Raw genomic sequence first — 17,094 nt, forward strand, 5'->3', positions numbered from 1 at the left:
TAAAACACAACTGACAAACGCGCAAATCAACGTTAATATTTCCTAACGATCATCGATTCGATTGGGTCGTGAGTCACAAAAAACTCCTGAGGCTCACTCGGCCCCAAGAGTTGTTTGGCAACACCTTATTAGTTATGATCACCATAAACATCAAAGACGGTCCGTTCATCATCAACGACTAAGTGTAATTTTCCATCGCTGGCTAATGAGCTCGTCTGATAAATGTTGTCGATACCATCCGCATCCCGTGGCTTGAATGGCAAGTAAATTTGTTCACTACCACGTTCGTCGCCAAACAGGATATCAATTTTTTCAATGTCTTGATAATGTGTCACCCGTTCAAACATCCCACTTGTCACGGATGATAGTTGGGTCGTGTCCGGATCGATCGCATCAGCGTCAGGTTTAAATTCAGCCTTAAATGATTTACAAGGATGAATGATGGTCATATGGCCACCCTTAATTCGACCGTAACTCGTCGTTACCCGGCCGATCCACAGGTCAGAGATATCTTGATGATGAACTGTCCAAGTGTCACCATTCCGAAAATGAAATTTCAATGCTTCTAATGCTCGTTCCATTCAAATCACCTCATTGAATTAGTTTCACTTTAATCGTAACAGATTCATAGAAAATATCAATGGTTTTTTGAATCCGCTACCATCCTTGCAAAATCAAGCAAAGCATCCTGCTGATTTGGGACCTGTTTCATCACCACGGCCTGTAAGCAAGCCGCTAGAATTTGACCCATCATTGGCCCAGGCGTCACCAATTTAGCTTTCAATAAATCGCCACCGTTAATGGCCAATTCATGCTTGTCATGGATTGGTAAGCTAGCATAAGATTGCACCAATTGTGCTTGGCCCTGGCCAAAGCCTAAAATCGTAGCCACCTGATTAGCCGTTTTCAGCGCCTCTAAGCCCGTATAAAAGTTCTCCTGCGCAGTTAACTGACCGTTGTGTTTTAACGCCATCAGCGCTTTAATAGCGGCCGTCACGTGATTAATCAGCTCATTGCTCGTCTTCCACGTCTTTAACAACTGGCGAACAGCCGCTTCGTCAGTCCGTTGCATGGTCCAGCTAAGCAAGGTCCAAGTACTTTCAATACTCGGCAAATGCCAAGCTGGAAGTGCCATTAACTGCCGCAGCATCGCTTCTTGATCAGCCATTGCGGGCATATAACGATACAAGTCAGTGGTCAGCAAGCCGGTCAAACCAGCAACTGGGTGCTGACCCATCAGCAGCTTCTCCCACTCGACACGCGTCCGTTCCACGGCAATTTTCGCCAACAACGCCGCATTATCGGCAATCGCTTGTTCGGTCTGCGATTCAATGGTAAAGCCTAACTGACTTGCAAACCGAACGGCACGCATCATCCGCAACGCATCTTCGTGAAACCGTTCTTCAGCCACTCCAACGGCGCGTAAGATTCCTTGTTCCATATCTGCTAACCCGTCAAACAGATCAATCACTTCACCGTTAGCAGTCATGGCTAAGGCGTTGATTGTGAAATCCCGGCGCTTCAGGTCCTCTTTCAATGATCGGACGAACGTAACCTGATCAGGGCGGCGAAAATCTTGGTAACCAGATTCAGTCCGAAACGTCGTCGTTTCATAACCATTGCCGTGATCTAAGATCATCACCGTTCCGTGCTCGATTCCCGTATCAACCGTCCGTTTAAATAATTGTTTGACTTCAGCCGGAAACGCGCTGGTCGCAATATCGACGTCATGTAGGGGCTTGCCCAAAATCGTATCGCGAACACACCCACCAACAAAGTACGCCTCATAGCCGGCCGCTTCGATCGTCTCAATAATCGGCTTAGCTGCTTGAAACTCAGCTGGCAACTGCGTCAAAATCATAGTAAGTGCTCCAAACCAACAAAGAGTTCGTGATACTGGTTAACTTTTTCAACCGCCACTTTGACACCAGTCATAAATGAGATCCGATCAAAGGAATCTTGGCGAATCGTTAACCCTTCACCAGGGCCGCCAAACATGACCTCTTCGTGCGCCACTAGTCCAGGTAACCGAACCGCGTGAATCCGCATCCCTTCATATTCGGCACCCCGTGCGCCAGGTAGAGTTTCAGTTGCGTCAGGATTACCTTGTTCCTTTGGTTGCCGAACTTCAGCAATCTTCTTAGCAGTACTGATAGCAGTACCACTTGGCGAGTCAATCTTATCGTCATGATGCATCTCGATAATTTCAACATCTGGGAAGTACTTCGCTGCTTGTTGGGCAAATTGCATGAGTAAGACGGCACTGATCCCAAAGTTAGGCGCAATGAGGCCGCCCACTTGCTTGTCCTTTGCTAATTTTTGCAACTCGGCAACTTGTTCATCGGTCATCCCAGTAGTCCCAATAACAGGCGAAATACCATGGTTAAGTGCAAACTTTGCATTTTCATAAACGGCGGTTGGAATCGTAAAGTCGATCCAGACCGTGGCATCCGTCTTAATTTGGTCTAAATCATGAAAAGCTGGCACGTCTTGACCCTTAAAGCGGTCGTCCTCACCTAGATTTTGTTCTCCACTGCGCGCGTCATAGACCCCAACTAATTCAAAATCAGGATTATCAATGACCATCTGAGCAGCCGTACTACCCATCCGACCCTTATAGCCGGCAACAATTACTTTTACCACAATAAATTCCTCCTCAAGATTAAGCTAATTATATTTTAGCAGACAATTGCCAAATTAGGCAGGAGAATCCTCGCTGAACCTGTTTAAACTGTTAAACTAGCCCCATTTTGTTCATGACCAATGGCTAAAACGGTCCCGCTAATTAACTTGCTACTTTGTGGGACGAGCCACGTCCGTCCTATAACACTGATATGAATAAAAAATAGTGTCTGACTCAAAGCGTAGTCCCGCTCGGTCGAACACTATTTGCTTATATATTTCGGCCGCCAACAATACCTGGTGACGCTAAATTAACGTGTCAATCGTCGCTAACACCCCATCATGATTATTGTCATGTGACGTAAGATACGTAGCCATCTCTTTGACGGGTGTAATCGCATTTTGCATCGCAAAACTGTAATCAGCCTCCCGTAGCATTTCAAGATCATTACCGTTATCACCGAACGCGGCCGTTTGACTAGGGGCAACGTGCCAATGCTGCTGGAGATAAGCAAGCCCGGTTGCCTTGTTAACATGTGGTGGAATGACGTCAAGCCCATTACCACCGCTGACAGTCGCACGTAACCGGCCAGCAAATTGCTGATTGATCAAAGCGGCGTGCGCATCAGCATCCGTGGCTTGCCAACTAAAAGTCGCTTTATAGATATGGTCATCAATTGCTGATAGCGATGGCACCACTTGCAGCCGGCTCAAATAGTACCGCATGATTGGACTGTCATCTTGGGGCCGAATATATGCCCCTTGCTTGCCGGAGACCGAGATCTCAGCACCAGCCAGTGCTGGTTCAGTCGCCACGTAAACTAACAGTTCCTGATAAAGCGCCGGCTCAATCAAGCTTTCAGCCAACACGTTGCCGTGATTATCAATGACTAACCCGCCATTTTCAGCCACATAGGTCAATTCACCGTTGATCCCGTCAAAAACATCAATACAATGTTGCAGCTGATTGCCGCTCGCCACAACAAAGTGCTGGCCCTGAGCATTCATTTGATCCAACTGGGCCTGAAACCGATGGTGATCAAACTGATGGTCGTCTCTCAAAAACGTGCCATCTAAATCGGTGGCAATAATAGCTACTTTCACGATAGTAAACGCCTCACTTAAATTTGGTATACGTTCATTTTACCAAAATTGAAAGTGGTTTCAATAACTTTAGAAATGAAACCTCTCAGCAAACGGCGAAGAACTAAAGGCCTAGTAGCCCTGATCCTCGTAGTCTTCTAGCATCGCAACCATTTCACCATCATCTGGTTCAATCGTTAGATAATTCCGCAACGCTACCACGGCACTGTCGGCCATTCCTGCTTCGCGGAAGAAATAAATTGCTGGCTTAAGGAAATCCTTGTTATGTTCAAAGAACGGATAAGCCGCTTCGTAATTATCCTTAGCCGCCTGAAAATGATCGAGCCGGTCATTAGAGATTGCCAAGTTCCAGTAGAACTGTGGATCAAACTCATTACTTTGCAAATATTGATCCAACAAGTCGATATTGTCTTGATAACGGTCCCGCTGAACTAACAAATTAGACAGTTCCAGTACCGTAGTCAAATTATCAGGGTCAATACTCAAGCCTTCCCGTAAATACTTTTCAGCTAATTCCTGATCGTCTAATTTCAAGGCTAAGCGGGCAGTTTGCAAGTACAGCTGCTCATTGTATTGGTCGACCGCTAAACCTTCTTGTAAGGTCAATAACGCCTTGTCCAGTTGATGAAGTTGCTCTTGGGCCTGGGCCAAGTATGGATACAGGGACGCATACTGATTGTCTTGTTCCCGCAGTTTGTCGAAGATATCAACAGCCTTCTGGGGTTCGTTTAATTGCAAATAAGTGAAGCCTAATTCAAACTGGCTGTCCGGCGTGAGCTTGGCAGGCTTGATTTGTTCTAAATAACCCACCGCCTGCTCAAAGCGCCCGGACTCAGCATAAGCCACCCCTAGTCGTTCAACTAAGTTAACTTTAGAGATCTCTAGTTGTCCCTGCTTGATCAAGTCCAAGTAGAAGCGAGTCGCCTGACCGTAGTTACGAATCAAGAAGTAAAATTCTGCGAGCGCAAATTCGACAACTGGTTCGTCCGGTGCCAGCTGATAGGCTTCCTTGAGTTTTTGCTCACTGACTTCAAATAACTCTTGGGTCTGGTATAGATCGGCCTCAACTAACAACGCTTGAACGTATGCCGGTGAGTCTGGCTTAACTTGTTGTAAATAGTCGAGTGCCAGGTCCGTATCGTCCTCATCGATGGCAATATCAGCCAGACTTGTCCGTAAGTCGTCCTCATCGGGATACTTAGCCAGTAACTTCTTATAAGTCCGTTCCGCTTGCTTTAAAAAGCCCAAACCGTACAATTCTTCAGCCAGACTATACAGCGTCTGGTCATCGTCCTTACGTAAGGCCCATGCAAAGTGCTTTTTGGCCGTGTCAATTTGCCCGTTTGATAGTGCTGCGAGCATTTTTTCTGAATAACTCATTACACCCATCCTTTAAACCACTAAGAAACGACTTCATTTAGTCGCCATGGTTTCATCATTTATTTCAATAGTCAGCCTGATATCGTCACATGGGATACCAGCTGTTAATCGCTTGACCTGACAGTCTATCATACCGCAGACGACAGCAAAAAAGCCAGTATAACGGTCGCTATACTGGCTTTCATGTTTGCATTTCATTAACTGATATGCATTATTTAACTGCGTCCTTTAAAGCTTTCCCTGGCTTAAATGCAGGTACTTTGCTTGCAGGAATTTGGATTTCGTCACCAGTTTGTGGGTTACGGCCCTTACGAGCTGCACGTTCACGTACTTCAAAGTTACCAAATCCGATCAGTTGAACTTTTTCACCCTTTGCAAGAGTGTCTTGGATTGATGCAAAGACTGCGTCAACTGCAGCAGTTGCGTCTTTCTTCGTTAAGTTAGTTGCCGCAGCAACGTTGTTAACTAATTCAGCTTTGTTTGCCATGTTTGATTCACCTCCCCGTTACAGAGTGAAGGATCGCCGTGCTTTTTAACATCGTTGATCCAGATGATCATTTTTGAGTGGTCCAAAAATGAGAGAAACGATAACAAGCATCATTTCTTCATCAAAGATAGCATAGGAATGCTGTAATAGCAAGCTTTTTTAGCCTTTTCAGCGAAAATAGCGCAAAAAGATGATAATCGTTTACATCAATCAAATAATGTGCTAAAATGCTGATTTTACGCGCTTTAGCCTACTTACGTCGCCGTTCGATCATGTGGATCGGCGTACCACTAAAATCAAAGGCATTCCGAATTTGATTTTCAAGGAACCGTTCATATGAAAAGTGCATCATATCAGGGTCATTCACAAAGACCACAAAAGTTGGGGGTTGAATCGCCACCTGAGTGGCATAGTAAACCCGTAGCCGCTTACCATTGTCACTCGGTGTCGGATTCATCGCAATCGCATCCATAATAACGTCATTTAAAACGGACGACTGAATCCGCCGCATATGGTTCGTATTGACTTTCTTAATCAACGCGGGTAGTTGCTCCAAACGTTGATTAGTCTTAGCAGAGACAAAAATAATCGGCGCATAGCTCAAGTAAACGAACTGATCACGAATATACGCTTCGAATTCTTGCATGGTGTGGTTGTCTTTCTTAACCAGATCCCACTTATTGACCACGATGATAATACCCTTACCCGCTTCATGCGCATAACCAGCAACCCGCTTATCCTGCTCACGAATGCCTTCTTCACCATTGATGACAAAGAGTGCCACGTCACTATTATCGATTGCCTTGAGCGCACGCATAACGCTATAACGTTCGGTATTTTCGTAAACTTTTCCTTTTTTACGGATACCGGCCGTATCGACCATCACAAACCGGTCACCATCCTGATCAGTAAACTTGGTATCAATGGCATCCCGGGTTGTCCCGGCCACGTCAGAAACGATGACCCGGTCTTCACCCAGCAAGGCGTTGACAATTGATGACTTACCCACGTTCGGGCGGCCAATCAAACTGAAACGAATCGTCCCCGGTTCGTCCTCCCCACTTTTTTCAGGAAAGTTTTTGATAACAGCATCGAGCAAGTCCCCAAGTCCGAGTCCATGCGCACCTGAGATAGGGTACGGATCGCCAAAGCCAAGGGAATAAAAGTCATAGACTTCACTCCGAAGTTCAGGATTATCGACTTTATTAACACCCAGCACGACCGGTTTGTTCGACCGGTACAAGATTTGGGCAACGTGTTCATCAGCGTCCGTGACGCCTTCTTTGATGCTAACTAAATAAATAATGACATCAGCTTCATCGATTGCAATTTCGGCTTGCTGTGTAATCTGTTTAATGAATGGGGCATCTTCGATATCGATCCCACCCGTATCGATCAAACTGAATTCTTGACCAAGCCATTCACTGTTGGCGTAAATCCGGTCACGAGTCACACCCGGTGTATCTTCAACAATCGAGATCCGATCACCCGCAATCCGATTAAAAATCGTTGATTTACCAACGTTTGGTCGCCCAACAATGGCGACGACTGGTTTTGCCATATTAATTCCTCCTTTACCCTCGTAGCGTCAGGTTCCTGCTACAAGTCTCAAATTAATTGGTAACACCAACTAATCTGTTCCTAAAAAAATATCCTTCAAGGCAAGCTTGAAGGGTATTTTTAATCAATCAATGATTAGTTTTCATCATTGTTGCTTTCAGCATTCTTCAATTCGTCACCGATCAAATCACCTAAAGTGAAACCAGTTGATTCTTCAGGAGCATTAGCCGTTGAACGTTCGCTAGCAGTCCGGTTGTCCCGGTTGTTGTTACGACGACGGTTATTGTTACTCCGACGTTCTGGTTGACTTTCGTTGTCATCGTCAGCAGTTTGTGGCTTTTCTTCCAAAGCTTTAATTGATAAAGCTAACCGCTTTTCGTCTGGACGAACGTCTAAGACTTTGACTTTGATTTCTTGACCAACTTTTAAGACATCGTTTGGTGTTGCAATGTGTTGGTGTGAGATTTGTGAAATGTGAACTAACCCTTCAACACCAGGGAAGACTTCCACAAAGGCACCAAAACTCGTCAAACGCTTAACTTTACCATCAAGTACAGCCCCTTGTGGTGCTTTTTCTTCAATACCATCCCAAGGTTCTGGTAAGGTTGCTTTGATTGATAATGAAACCCGTTCGCGGTCAGCATCAACGGATAAAATCTTAACCGTGACTTCTTGACCAACCTTCAATACATCAGCAGGCTTTTCAACCCGTTCGTATGAGATTTCTGAAACGTGAACCAAACCATCAATCCCGCCGAGGTCAACAAAGGCACCGAAGTTCGTCAAACGAGCAACTTTACCTTCAACGACATCACCAGCTTGTAAGGTCTTCAAAGCTTCTTCACGTTGTGCTTCGCGTTGCTTTTCAACAACGGCACGGTGTGATAAGATCAAGCGATTTTCGCTAGGTTCAATTTCAATAATCTTAAGTTCAAGTTCTTGGCCTTTATAGGCATTTAAATCTTCAACATAATGATCATCAATCATTGAGGCAGGGATGAAGCCACGAACACCAGCGTCAACGACTAACCCGCCCTTAACAACTTGCGTTACCGGAGCTTTAATCGTATGACCTGCTTCGTATTCTTTTTCAACATCGTCCCAAACTTTGCGAGCTTCTAACCGACGATGTGACAGTAAATAACTGCCGTTTTCCTTGTCGCTGCCAATTCGAGAAATGACAACCAAGTCTAATACATCACCGACTTTAGCGGCTTCGTTGACATCGTCAACCCGTTGTGTTGAGAGTTCCTTCAAAGGAACGACCCCTTCAACACCGGTACCTTGGATACCAACAATTACTTGTTTGTCGTCGTCGATTGCTAAGACTTCACCCTTAACAACGTCACCGACGTTTACTTCTTCAACGCTGTTTAAAGCGTCTAAAAGTTCATTTTTCTCTTGGCTGTTTTCGTTTTCACTCATGCAAATTTCCTCCTGTCAACAATAACTCTAACCTATATCATAGCTGAAAATGCAATGAAAAGCTAGCTAAAAGCATTAAGTTAATGCAATTAGATTGTTGAACTTTGTTTTTTTGTAATAATTTTGGCAATGGCAGCAACAACTTCATCGATTGACATTGGCGTCGTATCAACAAGTGTGGCGTCCGTTGCTTGTGTTAATGGTGACACTTTACGCGTTGAATCTTTGTGGTCACGTAATTCAATCTCAGCCTGTAGCTGAGCCAAGGGCGTATCGATCCCTTTTTTTACATTTTCGGCGTATCGACGCTTAGCCCGTTCAGCCGCTGAAGCAACTAAAAAGATCTTAACTTCAGCATTGGGCAATACCGTTGTCCCAATATCACGACCGTCCATCACGATCCCACCTGCATTGGCCATCTCTCGCTGTTGTTCAGTTAAAATCGTACGCACCTGTGGTAACGCCGCAATCGTCGAGACGTTATTCGTCACGTCTGGTTGGCGTATCGCCGCCGTAATATCTTCCTGATTAGCAAAAACCAGTTGATCCGGCTCGCCGGGTTTAAAACTGATCTTGAGCGACTTCATTGCCGTAATCACAGCCGCTTCGTCTGCTAAATCAACGTGCTGTTGCATTGCCCAGTACGTGACTGCCCGATACATGGCACCAGTATCCACATAAATATAGCCAAACCGTTTTGCAACGAGTTTGGCTACGGTACTCTTGCCAGCTGAAGCCGGACCATCGATGGCCACCTGTAATGCTTGCTTAGCCATTAACTAACCCCTCACAATCTGAAAAAATCGTGTATTAACGGACACGTAACCGTTGACCAGCCGAAATCGTTGCATCAGATGATAACCCATTTAATTCCAATAGCTTATCCACTGAGATTCCAGCATTCGTAGCGACCCGATAGACCCCTTGACCGGCTTCTACCGTGACGTACTTAGTCCCTGAAGATGATTCTGAGGAGCTACTACTACTGCTAGCGCTGCTGTCGTCAGTACTCGCACTTTCTTCCGAGCTGGCAGCAGTAGAACTAGCAGCCTTGGAACTGGCAGCTTTAGAGCTAGCCAAGGCTAAGCTACTACTTTTAGCAGCCGCCTTTTTCGACGATGCGGCCGCCTTCTTCTTGCTAGCAGCAGTCGATGACTTACTGGCAGCAACACTGGCCGATGACTTCTTCGAGCTCGAACTAGCAACTTGTTCAGTCTGTTGCGGATTATTAAGCGAATTCTTTTTCACCAAGAAATAACCAATTGGTGCCAAAGCAAGCAACAATATTAGTACGACTAACACGGTCGTTAGCGTAGAGTTGCTACTGTCTTGTTTTCGTTTTTGAGTTCGCGATAAATTGCCCGAGTCATCCCGATCGTCTTCAAAAGTTTTGTCCCACGGCTTATCCGCTTGGGATTTGTCATTATCATTTTTTTGACTCATAGGGTGTTCCTCCTCAAAAAACTTTCAACCAATATTGTAACATAACCCGGAATTGATTTCTTTAAGAATTTGGTAAAAACAATTGAGCTAAGTGCTGATCCCACGACATTATCGTGGCTGTTGACTCATCATGCGTCGCCATCAACCCTAACGCAGCCAGCGGTAGTGGTTCACCAGCCAACTGACAACACTGATCTGTATGGGTAACAGCTGGCTCACCAAAGTAAGTTAACATCACGGTCCGATGACAAATTGTCGTTTGGACGTAACTCATGAGCGCCCGCAATTCTCGTTCCTTAGCTACTTGGCGATCAGCAAAAATCGTTGCCACGGTCGTTGGGGGAGTTCCTTGTAGCCAGTATGACTGCAAAACCTTACTACGATCATCAGTCGGTGGCTGCTGCGCTTGATAGCGGCTATAATCTTGCTGAATTTCATTGGGAGTCGCAGCCGTCAATTCGTTCAAATTCCGCACCAGGTTTTCGTCACCTGGTGCGTACAACATAATCGCCATCGCCTGCTGACCATCACGACCTGCGCGCCCAATTTCTTGAACATAGTCGGCCAAAGTCGTCGGTAAATGATAGTGGATCACTAAGCGAATATCAGCTTTGTTGATACCCATTCCAAAAGCAGATGTAGCACAGATCACATCCAATTGTCCTGCCATGAACTGCTGCTGGATCTTGAAACGGTCATCAGTCGCTAAGCCGGCATGATAAGCCGCGACCCGTAACGTGGTTGTCGTTCGTAGCCATTCCGCTATCAAATCAGTTTGCCGCTTGGAAGTAAAGTAAACGATGACTGGTCCGCGCGCACTTGTCACTAAATGTTGCAAGGTCGCGCGTTTACTAGCTTCATCATTGACCTGTTCGACTGCTAAGTAAATATTAGGACGATTAACCGAATATAAGATTTGCTGGGCATCTGGAACGGTTAATTGTGTCAAAATATCTTGTCGAACGCGTTGTGTAGCCGTTGCCGTGAGCATTAGCGTTGTCGGTGCCTGTAACCGTTGTCGAATTTGACCAAGGCGACGGTAGTCAGGGCGAAAATCTGGTCCCCAAGTTGAAATGCAGTGGGCCTCGTCGATAACTAATAACGCCAGTTGCACTTGCATCAGCGCTGTTTGAATAATGTCTTGACCCAACATTTCCGGCGAAATGAACAAGAATTTAAGCTGCCCTAAATGATTCAACAGATACTGGCGAGCACCATAATCTAGTTGGGAGGTCAAAGCAGCAACTTGCTTTTCGCCTTGATAGTTTAAGCGTGCCACCTGATCTTGCATCAAGGAAATCAGCGGTGAAACCACCACAACTAGCCCGGGCAGTGCGGTTCCAACGAGTTGATAGATCAATGATTTGCCGGTCCCAGTTGGTAACACTGCCAAGACATCTTGACCTGCTAATAATTTCTGAATGACGGCTAGCTGCCCGGGGCGAAATTCATCGAAGCCATATTTCGTTTTCAACAGCTCATATAATTCATCTTCTGACATGCTGACACCTCATAATCTGAAATAGCCGAAATTCAAAAAAATCTAGCGTGGGTAGCGCAGTTTGGGCCTCTTGGAATGACCAGTTTGCAATGTCGGACTGGGCTGCAAAGATGGTGGCCAACTGCTGAGTTAATTCATGATTCAACACCATTTCAAACGGAAAATCAGGCGACCAAATCGCCACCTCCAACAAGTGCTCCCGTACCGTACTCATCTTTAAGTGCCGCGTCTGCGCAATTGCTGCAAGTTGCTGGGTCTTCAAGAAAGCTTGGTAAGTTTGCTCAGCGCTTTGACTGATGGCACTCGCTTGAGTGAGCACTGACAACAACTGGGAAAATGGATCACGCGGGTGTCGCTGAATCCAAGCAATCCATTGGCATATCACGTCTGTGTGCATCAAGCTAGCCTCCCAGGGTTGTCGACCTAATTGTGCCGCTAATTGCTCATTAGTCAGTCCCGGTTCTTGATACCCCGTTATACCTTGAACAAACACCGTTGGCAACTCTGGGTCTGCCAAACTCGTCAAGAAGGCAGTCAAGGCCGCATGAATTTGCTCGCCAAGTTCCACCTTCGACTGCTGACGTAGCCATTGTTTGACCTGGGCTTGAATCCCCGGATCAGTCGTCACCGGATAATAATGGCGATTATGATGTACGAGTTCGGAAACGACTTGTAGGGCTAGCTGACTGACGATTCTAAATCGGCGGACATCAGTGGTTTGAAATACTTCAAAATTTTGGGGCATGTATAAAGTTTGTCGGAGTTTGGCTTGCCGATGTTCCCCCGCCTGCGTTAATTGCCAGCATCCCGTGGCCGTACTCGTCAATTGACCGTTTTCAGTCAAAGCCGCAGTTGCTGCCATGAAATCTTCCAAGGGAACCTCGTGGCAACTGTCGAGCAAATCCAAGTAGCCGGCAGTTAACCCCGCAAAAAGCGTGGAGACCGTACGGCGACCGCGCAAGACATTGAATAGGCCCTTTGCTCGTCGCGGCGTCGTACTGAATAACAATAAAACGTAGTCTGTAAACACGCTAAGGCCTCCCTTAAGTCTTGCTATTGTAATTGTTAATTGCGCACTAAATGTGCCAGTTTTTAAATTAAGTCGTGATCAGCCCAAATTTACGTGCGTCAGTGTCGCTGACAGTGACCCGCGACAAAGCATAGCGGCCAACAGCTTTTTAATCTTTCTAAGCCTTAATTGAAGCTTCAAATTCATCAACTTACTGCCACATTAAAGCTCATGGATAACCATCCGCCAACCGGCAGTGTGCGTCTTTAAGAATATCACGGTGGCACCAATATAAAAAGGCAGTCACCCTGCAGTTACGCAATTAGTGACCACCCACATTATTTTAACGACTTAGATTAAATTCGGCTCATAAGCTGATTATGGTTGCCTAACCACTTAGCTAATCGCTGATAGACCAGCCAGAAGACGTTGCCCACTAGCAATCCCTTGATCAAGTTAAATGGAATGACTGCCACTAACACCACTGTATTCAGCGACATGCTGAGCTTCATACCCATTACTTGCAAATAGAATGGCAGAACAAACGTTAAGTTAGCCAACGATTCAATCGCCACAGGCATTCGCCACTTGGGATTGCCCCGATAGTAACGAAGTACTAATGCAAATGCTAAAATCAATACTGCCGTACCTAAAAAACTAGCAAAAGAACCGATTAAGTCATAGATGGCAAAGCCCATCATGGCCGAATGTAGGAGCAGTTTGATGATAGTGATGACAAACGCGCCCCCGACACCAAAGAGAAAGAGCCCAATCAGAATTGGGATATCTGAAAAATCAATCTTCATCCATGGCGCTACCGGTAAAATCGGAAACTCCAGTAACATTAAAATATACGCAATGGCACCGAGTAAGGCTATGCCCACTAGTCGGTGTAACGTTGTATGTTGCATAACGCACCCTCCTATGGGTCATCTTCAATGAACCGCATTACCATTTGTTCAACTAAAAAAGTCCGCCCGATCACACTAACTGTCATCTGGGGGCGGACTTACTTGCAACGCTTGGCAAATAAGCTCGATCTTCTTTATACCAGACTTTACTGTCGACTTTGGAATTGCACCAAATCACTATGCACACGCATAGGTCGCGGGTTATTACCGCCGGTCGGGAATCACACCCTGCCCTGAAGATGAACCAATATTTATTTTTACAAATTCATTTTAACGGCTTTCGTTCAAAAATGCAAGCGCTATCGTTCACCTTTTAACTTACTAATTTCAATCGGCTTCAATTTACGGTATTCGCCCGGTTGTAAGCTTTGCAAATCGAGAACCCCATAACGTTCACGTTTCAACTTAGTCACTGGGTGACCCACTGCAGCCAACATCTTTTTCACTTGGTGGTTATGACCCTCGTGAATCGTTAGTTGGACCAGCGCATTATTCTTCTTGTGATCACTATCTAACAAGTTCGACTTCGCTGGAGCTGTCTTACGGCCATCGATTTCAACACCCAAGCGCAATTGCTTGAGATCAGCATTGGTTGGTACCCCTTCAACTTTGGCCAAATAAGTTTTTTTGACTTCGTACTTCGGATGAGTTAGCCGATTAGCGAGAGCCCCATCATTTGTCATGATCAACAAACCTGAAGTATCGTAATCCAAACGTCCCACCGGATAGATTCGTTCCGGTACGTCTTCAAAGAAGTCTAATACCGTTTTACGGCCCTTCTCATCATGAACAGTTGTAACGACCCCCCGCGGCTTATAAAATAAATAATACACGAGTTTTTCTGCATTCAATGGCACGCCATCAACCTCGACATGGTCACTAGGCTCAACCTTTACACCGAGCGTGGTGACCGTCTTCCCATTCACCTTAACGTGACCAGACGTGATCAACACTTCTGATTTACGCCGCGAAGCGATGCCCGCTTCCGCCATTACCTTTTGTAATCGTTCTGCCATTATTCATCCTCACGTTCTGCTTGTAATTTATCCTGAAATGCATTTAAAAAGAGGTCTGTCTCTGGTGCCGGATGCTCAGCGTCACTTAAAGCAGCTAAGTCAATCGCTGGTAAGTCATCCAAAGACTTTAGTCCAAAATAATCTAAGAACAGTTCCGTCGTTCCGTATAAAATTGGTCGTCCTGGCTCACTTAAACGCCCCGTCTCGGTAACTAGTTGTCGCAAAACCAGCTTTTGAATCGTTGACCCACTGTGTACGCCACGAATCTCATCAATTTCAATCCGCGTCAAGGGTTGCCGATACGCAATGATTGCTAACACTTCCAACGATGCTTGCGACAAACTCGTGGTGAGTGGTGCTTCAAAGTAGCGCTTTAACACCGGCGCCACCGCGGCCTTAGTTGCTAACCGGTAAGTATTCGCCGTTGATAAGATCATTAAGGCACTGTCTGGGTCGGCTTGATACTTCGTGGCCAGTTGTGTGAGCATCGTTGTAATCGCCGGCTTAGCAAACCCCGTGGCGTGCTCGATTTCGGCGACCGTGATGCCCTCATCGCCAGCCACAAATAATAGTCCTTCAATTTGTTCAATGTTCGTCATGCTGTTCATCCTGTCGTAAATATAAATGAATCGGACTCAGTGGCTCAGCTTGCTGCAGCGCCACTTGATCCTGCTTGGTTAATTCTAACACAGCCATAAAGGTTGTCACTAACATTTCATCGCTGGCACTAACCGTAAATAGGTCGGCAAAATCCAGTCCTTGTGGTTGATGTTGCAATTGCGTCGTAATTTGTGTCATCCGCTCATCAATGTTGATGGTTTCAGCCACAACCGTTTTCGTTAGTGGCCGTACCCGCCGCCGTTTAGCCACTAATTGCCGAAAAGCCGCTTGCAGATCATCTAATGTAATCCCCGCAGTCAGCTTGGGCGCACTCAGATCAGCTGGTACTAACATCGCTTCACGCGTAAAATGTTGATGGCGCGCCTGTTCTTTTTCTCGCAATTCACCAGCGGCTTCCTGATAAACCTTGTAAGCCAACAGTTCAGCTACAAGTGAGTCACGAGGATCATCGTCCTCATTATCTTCGTCCATCTCATCTGGTTCAGGCTGTGGCAATAAGAAACGGCTCTTGATCGTCATCAAAGTCGCAGCCATAACCAAATAATCACCAGCAATATCTAATTTTAGCGCTCGCATAGAGTGTAAGTAATCCAAATATTGCTGCGTAATTGCCGCAATTGGAATGTCATAAATATCCATCTTGTTTTGGCGAATGAGGTGCAACAGCAAGTCGAGTGGCCCCTCAAACTCCGAAATCTTAATGGTGATTGGTTGTTGTTGGTTGTTTGTCACGATTACGCTCCCACGCGCCAATGATTGGCGCCATTTCTAAAGTTCCCATGACCCGTTGTTTGGGATACAACGCGGCCAACTCATCCAACATTTGATACTGGTTGGCCGCCGTCCGTTCCTCGGGTGATAATGAATCGTGATGCAGTAGAATAAAGTCACTGCCGACTTCAATGCCGATAATACCACAGAAATCGCCGTCACCTTGCCGCCATAGTAATAGTTGATGGTCTTCCGTTGACTGATACCACTGCATCTCAGTTTGTAGATGAATTAGGTCCTTAAAATCTGGAATAAATGACAGTAGCCCCATTGCTACCTTTTCATAATCCTTCCGATATTTAACGAGCACGGTATTGCCTCCCTTGACTGCTTGATTCCGCACCGCATCTATGCCCGCGGATGATATTTATTATAAACCTCAGCTAGGCGTTTTTTCGAAATATGCGTATAAATTTGAGTCGTCGAAATATCGGCATGCCCTAAAAGCTCCTGAACGACACGCAAGTCCGCACCATTTTCTAAGATGTGAGTCGCAAACGAGTGGCGCAACGTATGCGGCGTCACGTTTTTTTCGATGCCAGCCGCCTTGACTTCTGCCTTCAGATTTTTCCAAACCCCTTGCCGACTTAATTTACCACCGTGATTATTAATAAACAAATAGCTATTCCGGCGTTTGGCAGAGACGAGTTTGGGCCGAGCCGTTTTTAAATAACGGGTAATAAAATCAATGGCAACATCACCGATAGGAATGATCCGCTCTTTATCACCCTTACCGATTGTTTGAATCAATCCCAAGTCTAAGTGCAGATCATCCATCGTTAAATTAATTGTCTCGCTGACTCGCAGACCGGTCGCATACATCACTTCTAACAGAGTTCGGTCTCGTAATCCTAACGGGGTATTCAACTTAGGCACCGCTAGCAACCGTTCGACCTCGCGTGGTGACAATACTTGCGGTAAATGCTGCGCCCGCTTAGGCGTGTCGATTTTTAGCATCGGATCAGTATCGATAGCGTGCATCTGTGCTAAATATTGAAAAAACTTACGTAAACTAGAAACACTGTGAATGATTGTATTTCGCGATTTACCAGCCTCATCTAGATACTGTAAATAATTCAATAGGACGTACCGATCAACCACCCGATAGTCCGTGATTTGCTGACTCATCAAGTATTCGCTAAACGTAGTCAGGTCCTGAGAATAACTCTTAATCGTATTTTCAACTAACCCCCGTTCAACACGCAAAAAATGCAGGTAATCAGCAAGCTGGTCCTGCATTTTTT

Annotated in this window: 19 protein-coding genes and 1 riboswitch; all 19 genes read right to left on the minus strand. The window is 45.7% G+C overall.

What is annotated here, in order from left to right; all coding sequences use genetic code 11:
* Positions 1-128: 128 nt before the first annotated feature.
* Positions 129-581, minus strand: coding sequence for a hypothetical protein (locus E5260_RS08030; RefSeq protein ID WP_003640581.1), 453 nt, complete (start codon positions 579-581; stop codon positions 129-131).
* Positions 582-637: 56 nt separating this feature from the next.
* Entirely contained in the window at positions 638-1,861 is a 1,224-nt protein-coding gene (locus tag E5260_RS08035; protein ID WP_003640582.1) for a CCA tRNA nucleotidyltransferase, read from the minus strand.
* On the minus strand, positions 1,858-2,643 hold the full coding sequence (gene dapB, locus E5260_RS08040; protein ID WP_003640583.1) for a 4-hydroxy-tetrahydrodipicolinate reductase: 786 nt from the start codon (positions 2,641-2,643) through the stop codon (positions 1,858-1,860). The genes E5260_RS08035 and dapB overlap by 4 nt, the downstream gene beginning before the upstream one ends.
* Positions 2,644-2,726: 83 nt before the next feature.
* Complete coding sequence (locus tag E5260_RS15505) at positions 2,727-2,861, minus strand: hypothetical protein (RefSeq protein ID WP_003640584.1); 135 nt, start codon at positions 2,859-2,861, stop codon at positions 2,727-2,729.
* 67 nt (positions 2,862-2,928) lie between these two features.
* On the minus strand, positions 2,929-3,726 hold the full coding sequence (locus E5260_RS08045) for a Cof-type HAD-IIB family hydrolase (protein ID WP_003640585.1): 798 nt from the start codon (positions 3,724-3,726) through the stop codon (positions 2,929-2,931).
* A gap of 111 nt (positions 3,727-3,837) precedes the next feature.
* Positions 3,838-5,106, minus strand: a complete 1,269-nt coding sequence (locus tag E5260_RS08050; protein WP_013355566.1) for a tetratricopeptide repeat protein — start codon at positions 5,104-5,106, stop codon at positions 3,838-3,840.
* A gap of 211 nt (positions 5,107-5,317) precedes the next feature.
* Positions 5,318-5,593 (minus strand): HU family DNA-binding protein, encoded by a 276-nt coding sequence (locus E5260_RS08055; protein WP_003640587.1) that lies wholly within the window; start codon positions 5,591-5,593, stop codon positions 5,318-5,320.
* A gap of 250 nt (positions 5,594-5,843) precedes the next feature.
* Positions 5,844-7,154: a ribosome biogenesis GTPase Der gene (gene der / locus E5260_RS08060; RefSeq protein ID WP_003640588.1), complete on the minus strand. Its 1,311-nt coding sequence runs from the start codon at positions 7,152-7,154 to the stop codon at positions 5,844-5,846.
* A gap of 134 nt (positions 7,155-7,288) precedes the next feature.
* Entirely contained in the window at positions 7,289-8,578 is a 1,290-nt protein-coding gene (gene rpsA / locus E5260_RS08065; protein ID WP_003640589.1) for a 30S ribosomal protein S1, read from the minus strand.
* Between the two features lie 89 nt (positions 8,579-8,667).
* Entirely contained in the window at positions 8,668-9,354 is a 687-nt protein-coding gene (gene cmk / locus E5260_RS08070; RefSeq protein ID WP_003640590.1) for a (d)CMP kinase, read from the minus strand.
* A gap of 34 nt (positions 9,355-9,388) precedes the next feature.
* Complete coding sequence (locus E5260_RS08075) at positions 9,389-10,021, minus strand: LysM peptidoglycan-binding domain-containing protein (RefSeq protein WP_003640591.1); 633 nt, start codon at positions 10,019-10,021, stop codon at positions 9,389-9,391.
* A gap of 61 nt (positions 10,022-10,082) precedes the next feature.
* Positions 10,083-11,522, minus strand: coding sequence for a RecQ family ATP-dependent DNA helicase (locus E5260_RS08080; RefSeq protein ID WP_003640592.1), 1,440 nt, complete (start codon positions 11,520-11,522; stop codon positions 10,083-10,085).
* Positions 11,509-12,552, minus strand: a complete 1,044-nt coding sequence (locus E5260_RS08085) for a YpbB family protein (protein WP_003640593.1) — start codon at positions 12,550-12,552, stop codon at positions 11,509-11,511. The genes E5260_RS08080 and E5260_RS08085 overlap by 14 nt, the downstream gene beginning before the upstream one ends.
* Positions 12,553-12,887: 335 nt before the next feature.
* Positions 12,888-13,442 (minus strand): ECF transporter S component, encoded by a 555-nt coding sequence (locus tag E5260_RS08090; protein WP_003640594.1) that lies wholly within the window; start codon positions 13,440-13,442, stop codon positions 12,888-12,890.
* Positions 13,443-13,565: 123 nt separating this feature from the next.
* A riboswitch (FMN riboswitch) is annotated at positions 13,566-13,687 on the minus strand.
* A gap of 54 nt (positions 13,688-13,741) precedes the next feature.
* The gene (locus E5260_RS08095) at positions 13,742-14,458 is read right to left on the minus strand and encodes a pseudouridine synthase (protein ID WP_003640595.1); all 717 of its coding nucleotides are present in this window, start codon (positions 14,456-14,458) and stop codon (positions 13,742-13,744) included.
* Positions 14,458-15,057: an SMC-Scp complex subunit ScpB gene (gene scpB, locus E5260_RS08100; protein WP_003640596.1), complete on the minus strand. Its 600-nt coding sequence runs from the start codon at positions 15,055-15,057 to the stop codon at positions 14,458-14,460. The genes E5260_RS08095 and scpB overlap by 1 nt, the downstream gene beginning before the upstream one ends.
* Positions 15,044-15,811 (minus strand): segregation and condensation protein A, encoded by a 768-nt coding sequence (locus E5260_RS08105; protein ID WP_003640597.1) that lies wholly within the window; start codon positions 15,809-15,811, stop codon positions 15,044-15,046. Before E5260_RS08105 ends, scpB begins: the two co-directional genes overlap by 14 nt.
* Positions 15,777-16,160, minus strand: a complete 384-nt coding sequence (locus E5260_RS08110) for a hypothetical protein (protein WP_003644440.1) — start codon at positions 16,158-16,160, stop codon at positions 15,777-15,779. The genes E5260_RS08105 and E5260_RS08110 overlap by 35 nt, the downstream gene beginning before the upstream one ends.
* Positions 16,161-16,198: 38 nt before the next feature.
* Positions 16,199-17,089: a site-specific tyrosine recombinase XerD gene (gene xerD / locus E5260_RS08115; protein WP_003644441.1), complete on the minus strand. Its 891-nt coding sequence runs from the start codon at positions 17,087-17,089 to the stop codon at positions 16,199-16,201.
* Positions 17,090-17,094 lie beyond the last annotated feature (5 nt).

This window comes from Lactiplantibacillus plantarum (assembly GCF_014131735.1).
Lineage (GTDB): Bacteria > Bacillota > Bacilli > Lactobacillales > Lactobacillaceae > Lactiplantibacillus > Lactiplantibacillus plantarum.

Coding starts and splice junctions, on each gene's coding strand:
- E5260_RS08090 (WP_003640594.1), bottom strand. CDS start 13,442: ATGCAACATACAACGTTACACCGACTAGTGGGCATAGCCTTACTCGGT.
- xerD (WP_003644441.1), bottom strand. CDS start 17,089: ATGCAGGACCAGCTTGCTGATTACCTGCATTTTTTGCGTGTTGAACGG.
- E5260_RS08095 (WP_003640595.1), bottom strand. CDS start 14,458: ATGGCAGAACGATTACAAAAGGTAATGGCGGAAGCGGGCATCGCTTCG.
- E5260_RS08075 (WP_003640591.1), bottom strand. CDS start 10,021: ATGAGTCAAAAAAATGATAATGACAAATCCCAAGCGGATAAGCCGTGG.
- E5260_RS08050 (WP_013355566.1), bottom strand. CDS start 5,106: ATGAGTTATTCAGAAAAAATGCTCGCAGCACTATCAAACGGGCAAATT.
- E5260_RS08080 (WP_003640592.1), bottom strand. CDS start 11,522: ATGTCAGAAGATGAATTATATGAGCTGTTGAAAACGAAATATGGCTTC.
- cmk (WP_003640590.1), bottom strand. CDS start 9,354: ATGGCTAAGCAAGCATTACAGGTGGCCATCGATGGTCCGGCTTCAGCT.
- der (WP_003640588.1), bottom strand. CDS start 7,154: ATGGCAAAACCAGTCGTCGCCATTGTTGGGCGACCAAACGTTGGTAAA.
- rpsA (WP_003640589.1), bottom strand. CDS start 8,578: ATGAGTGAAAACGAAAACAGCCAAGAGAAAAATGAACTTTTAGACGCT.
- E5260_RS08035 (WP_003640582.1), bottom strand. CDS start 1,861: ATGATTTTGACGCAGTTGCCAGCTGAGTTTCAAGCAGCTAAGCCGATT.
- E5260_RS08030 (WP_003640581.1), bottom strand. CDS start 581: ATGGAACGAGCATTAGAAGCATTGAAATTTCATTTTCGGAATGGTGAC.
- scpB (WP_003640596.1), bottom strand. CDS start 15,057: ATGACGAACATTGAACAAATTGAAGGACTATTATTTGTGGCTGGCGAT.
- E5260_RS08055 (WP_003640587.1), bottom strand. CDS start 5,593: ATGGCAAACAAAGCTGAATTAGTTAACAACGTTGCTGCGGCAACTAAC.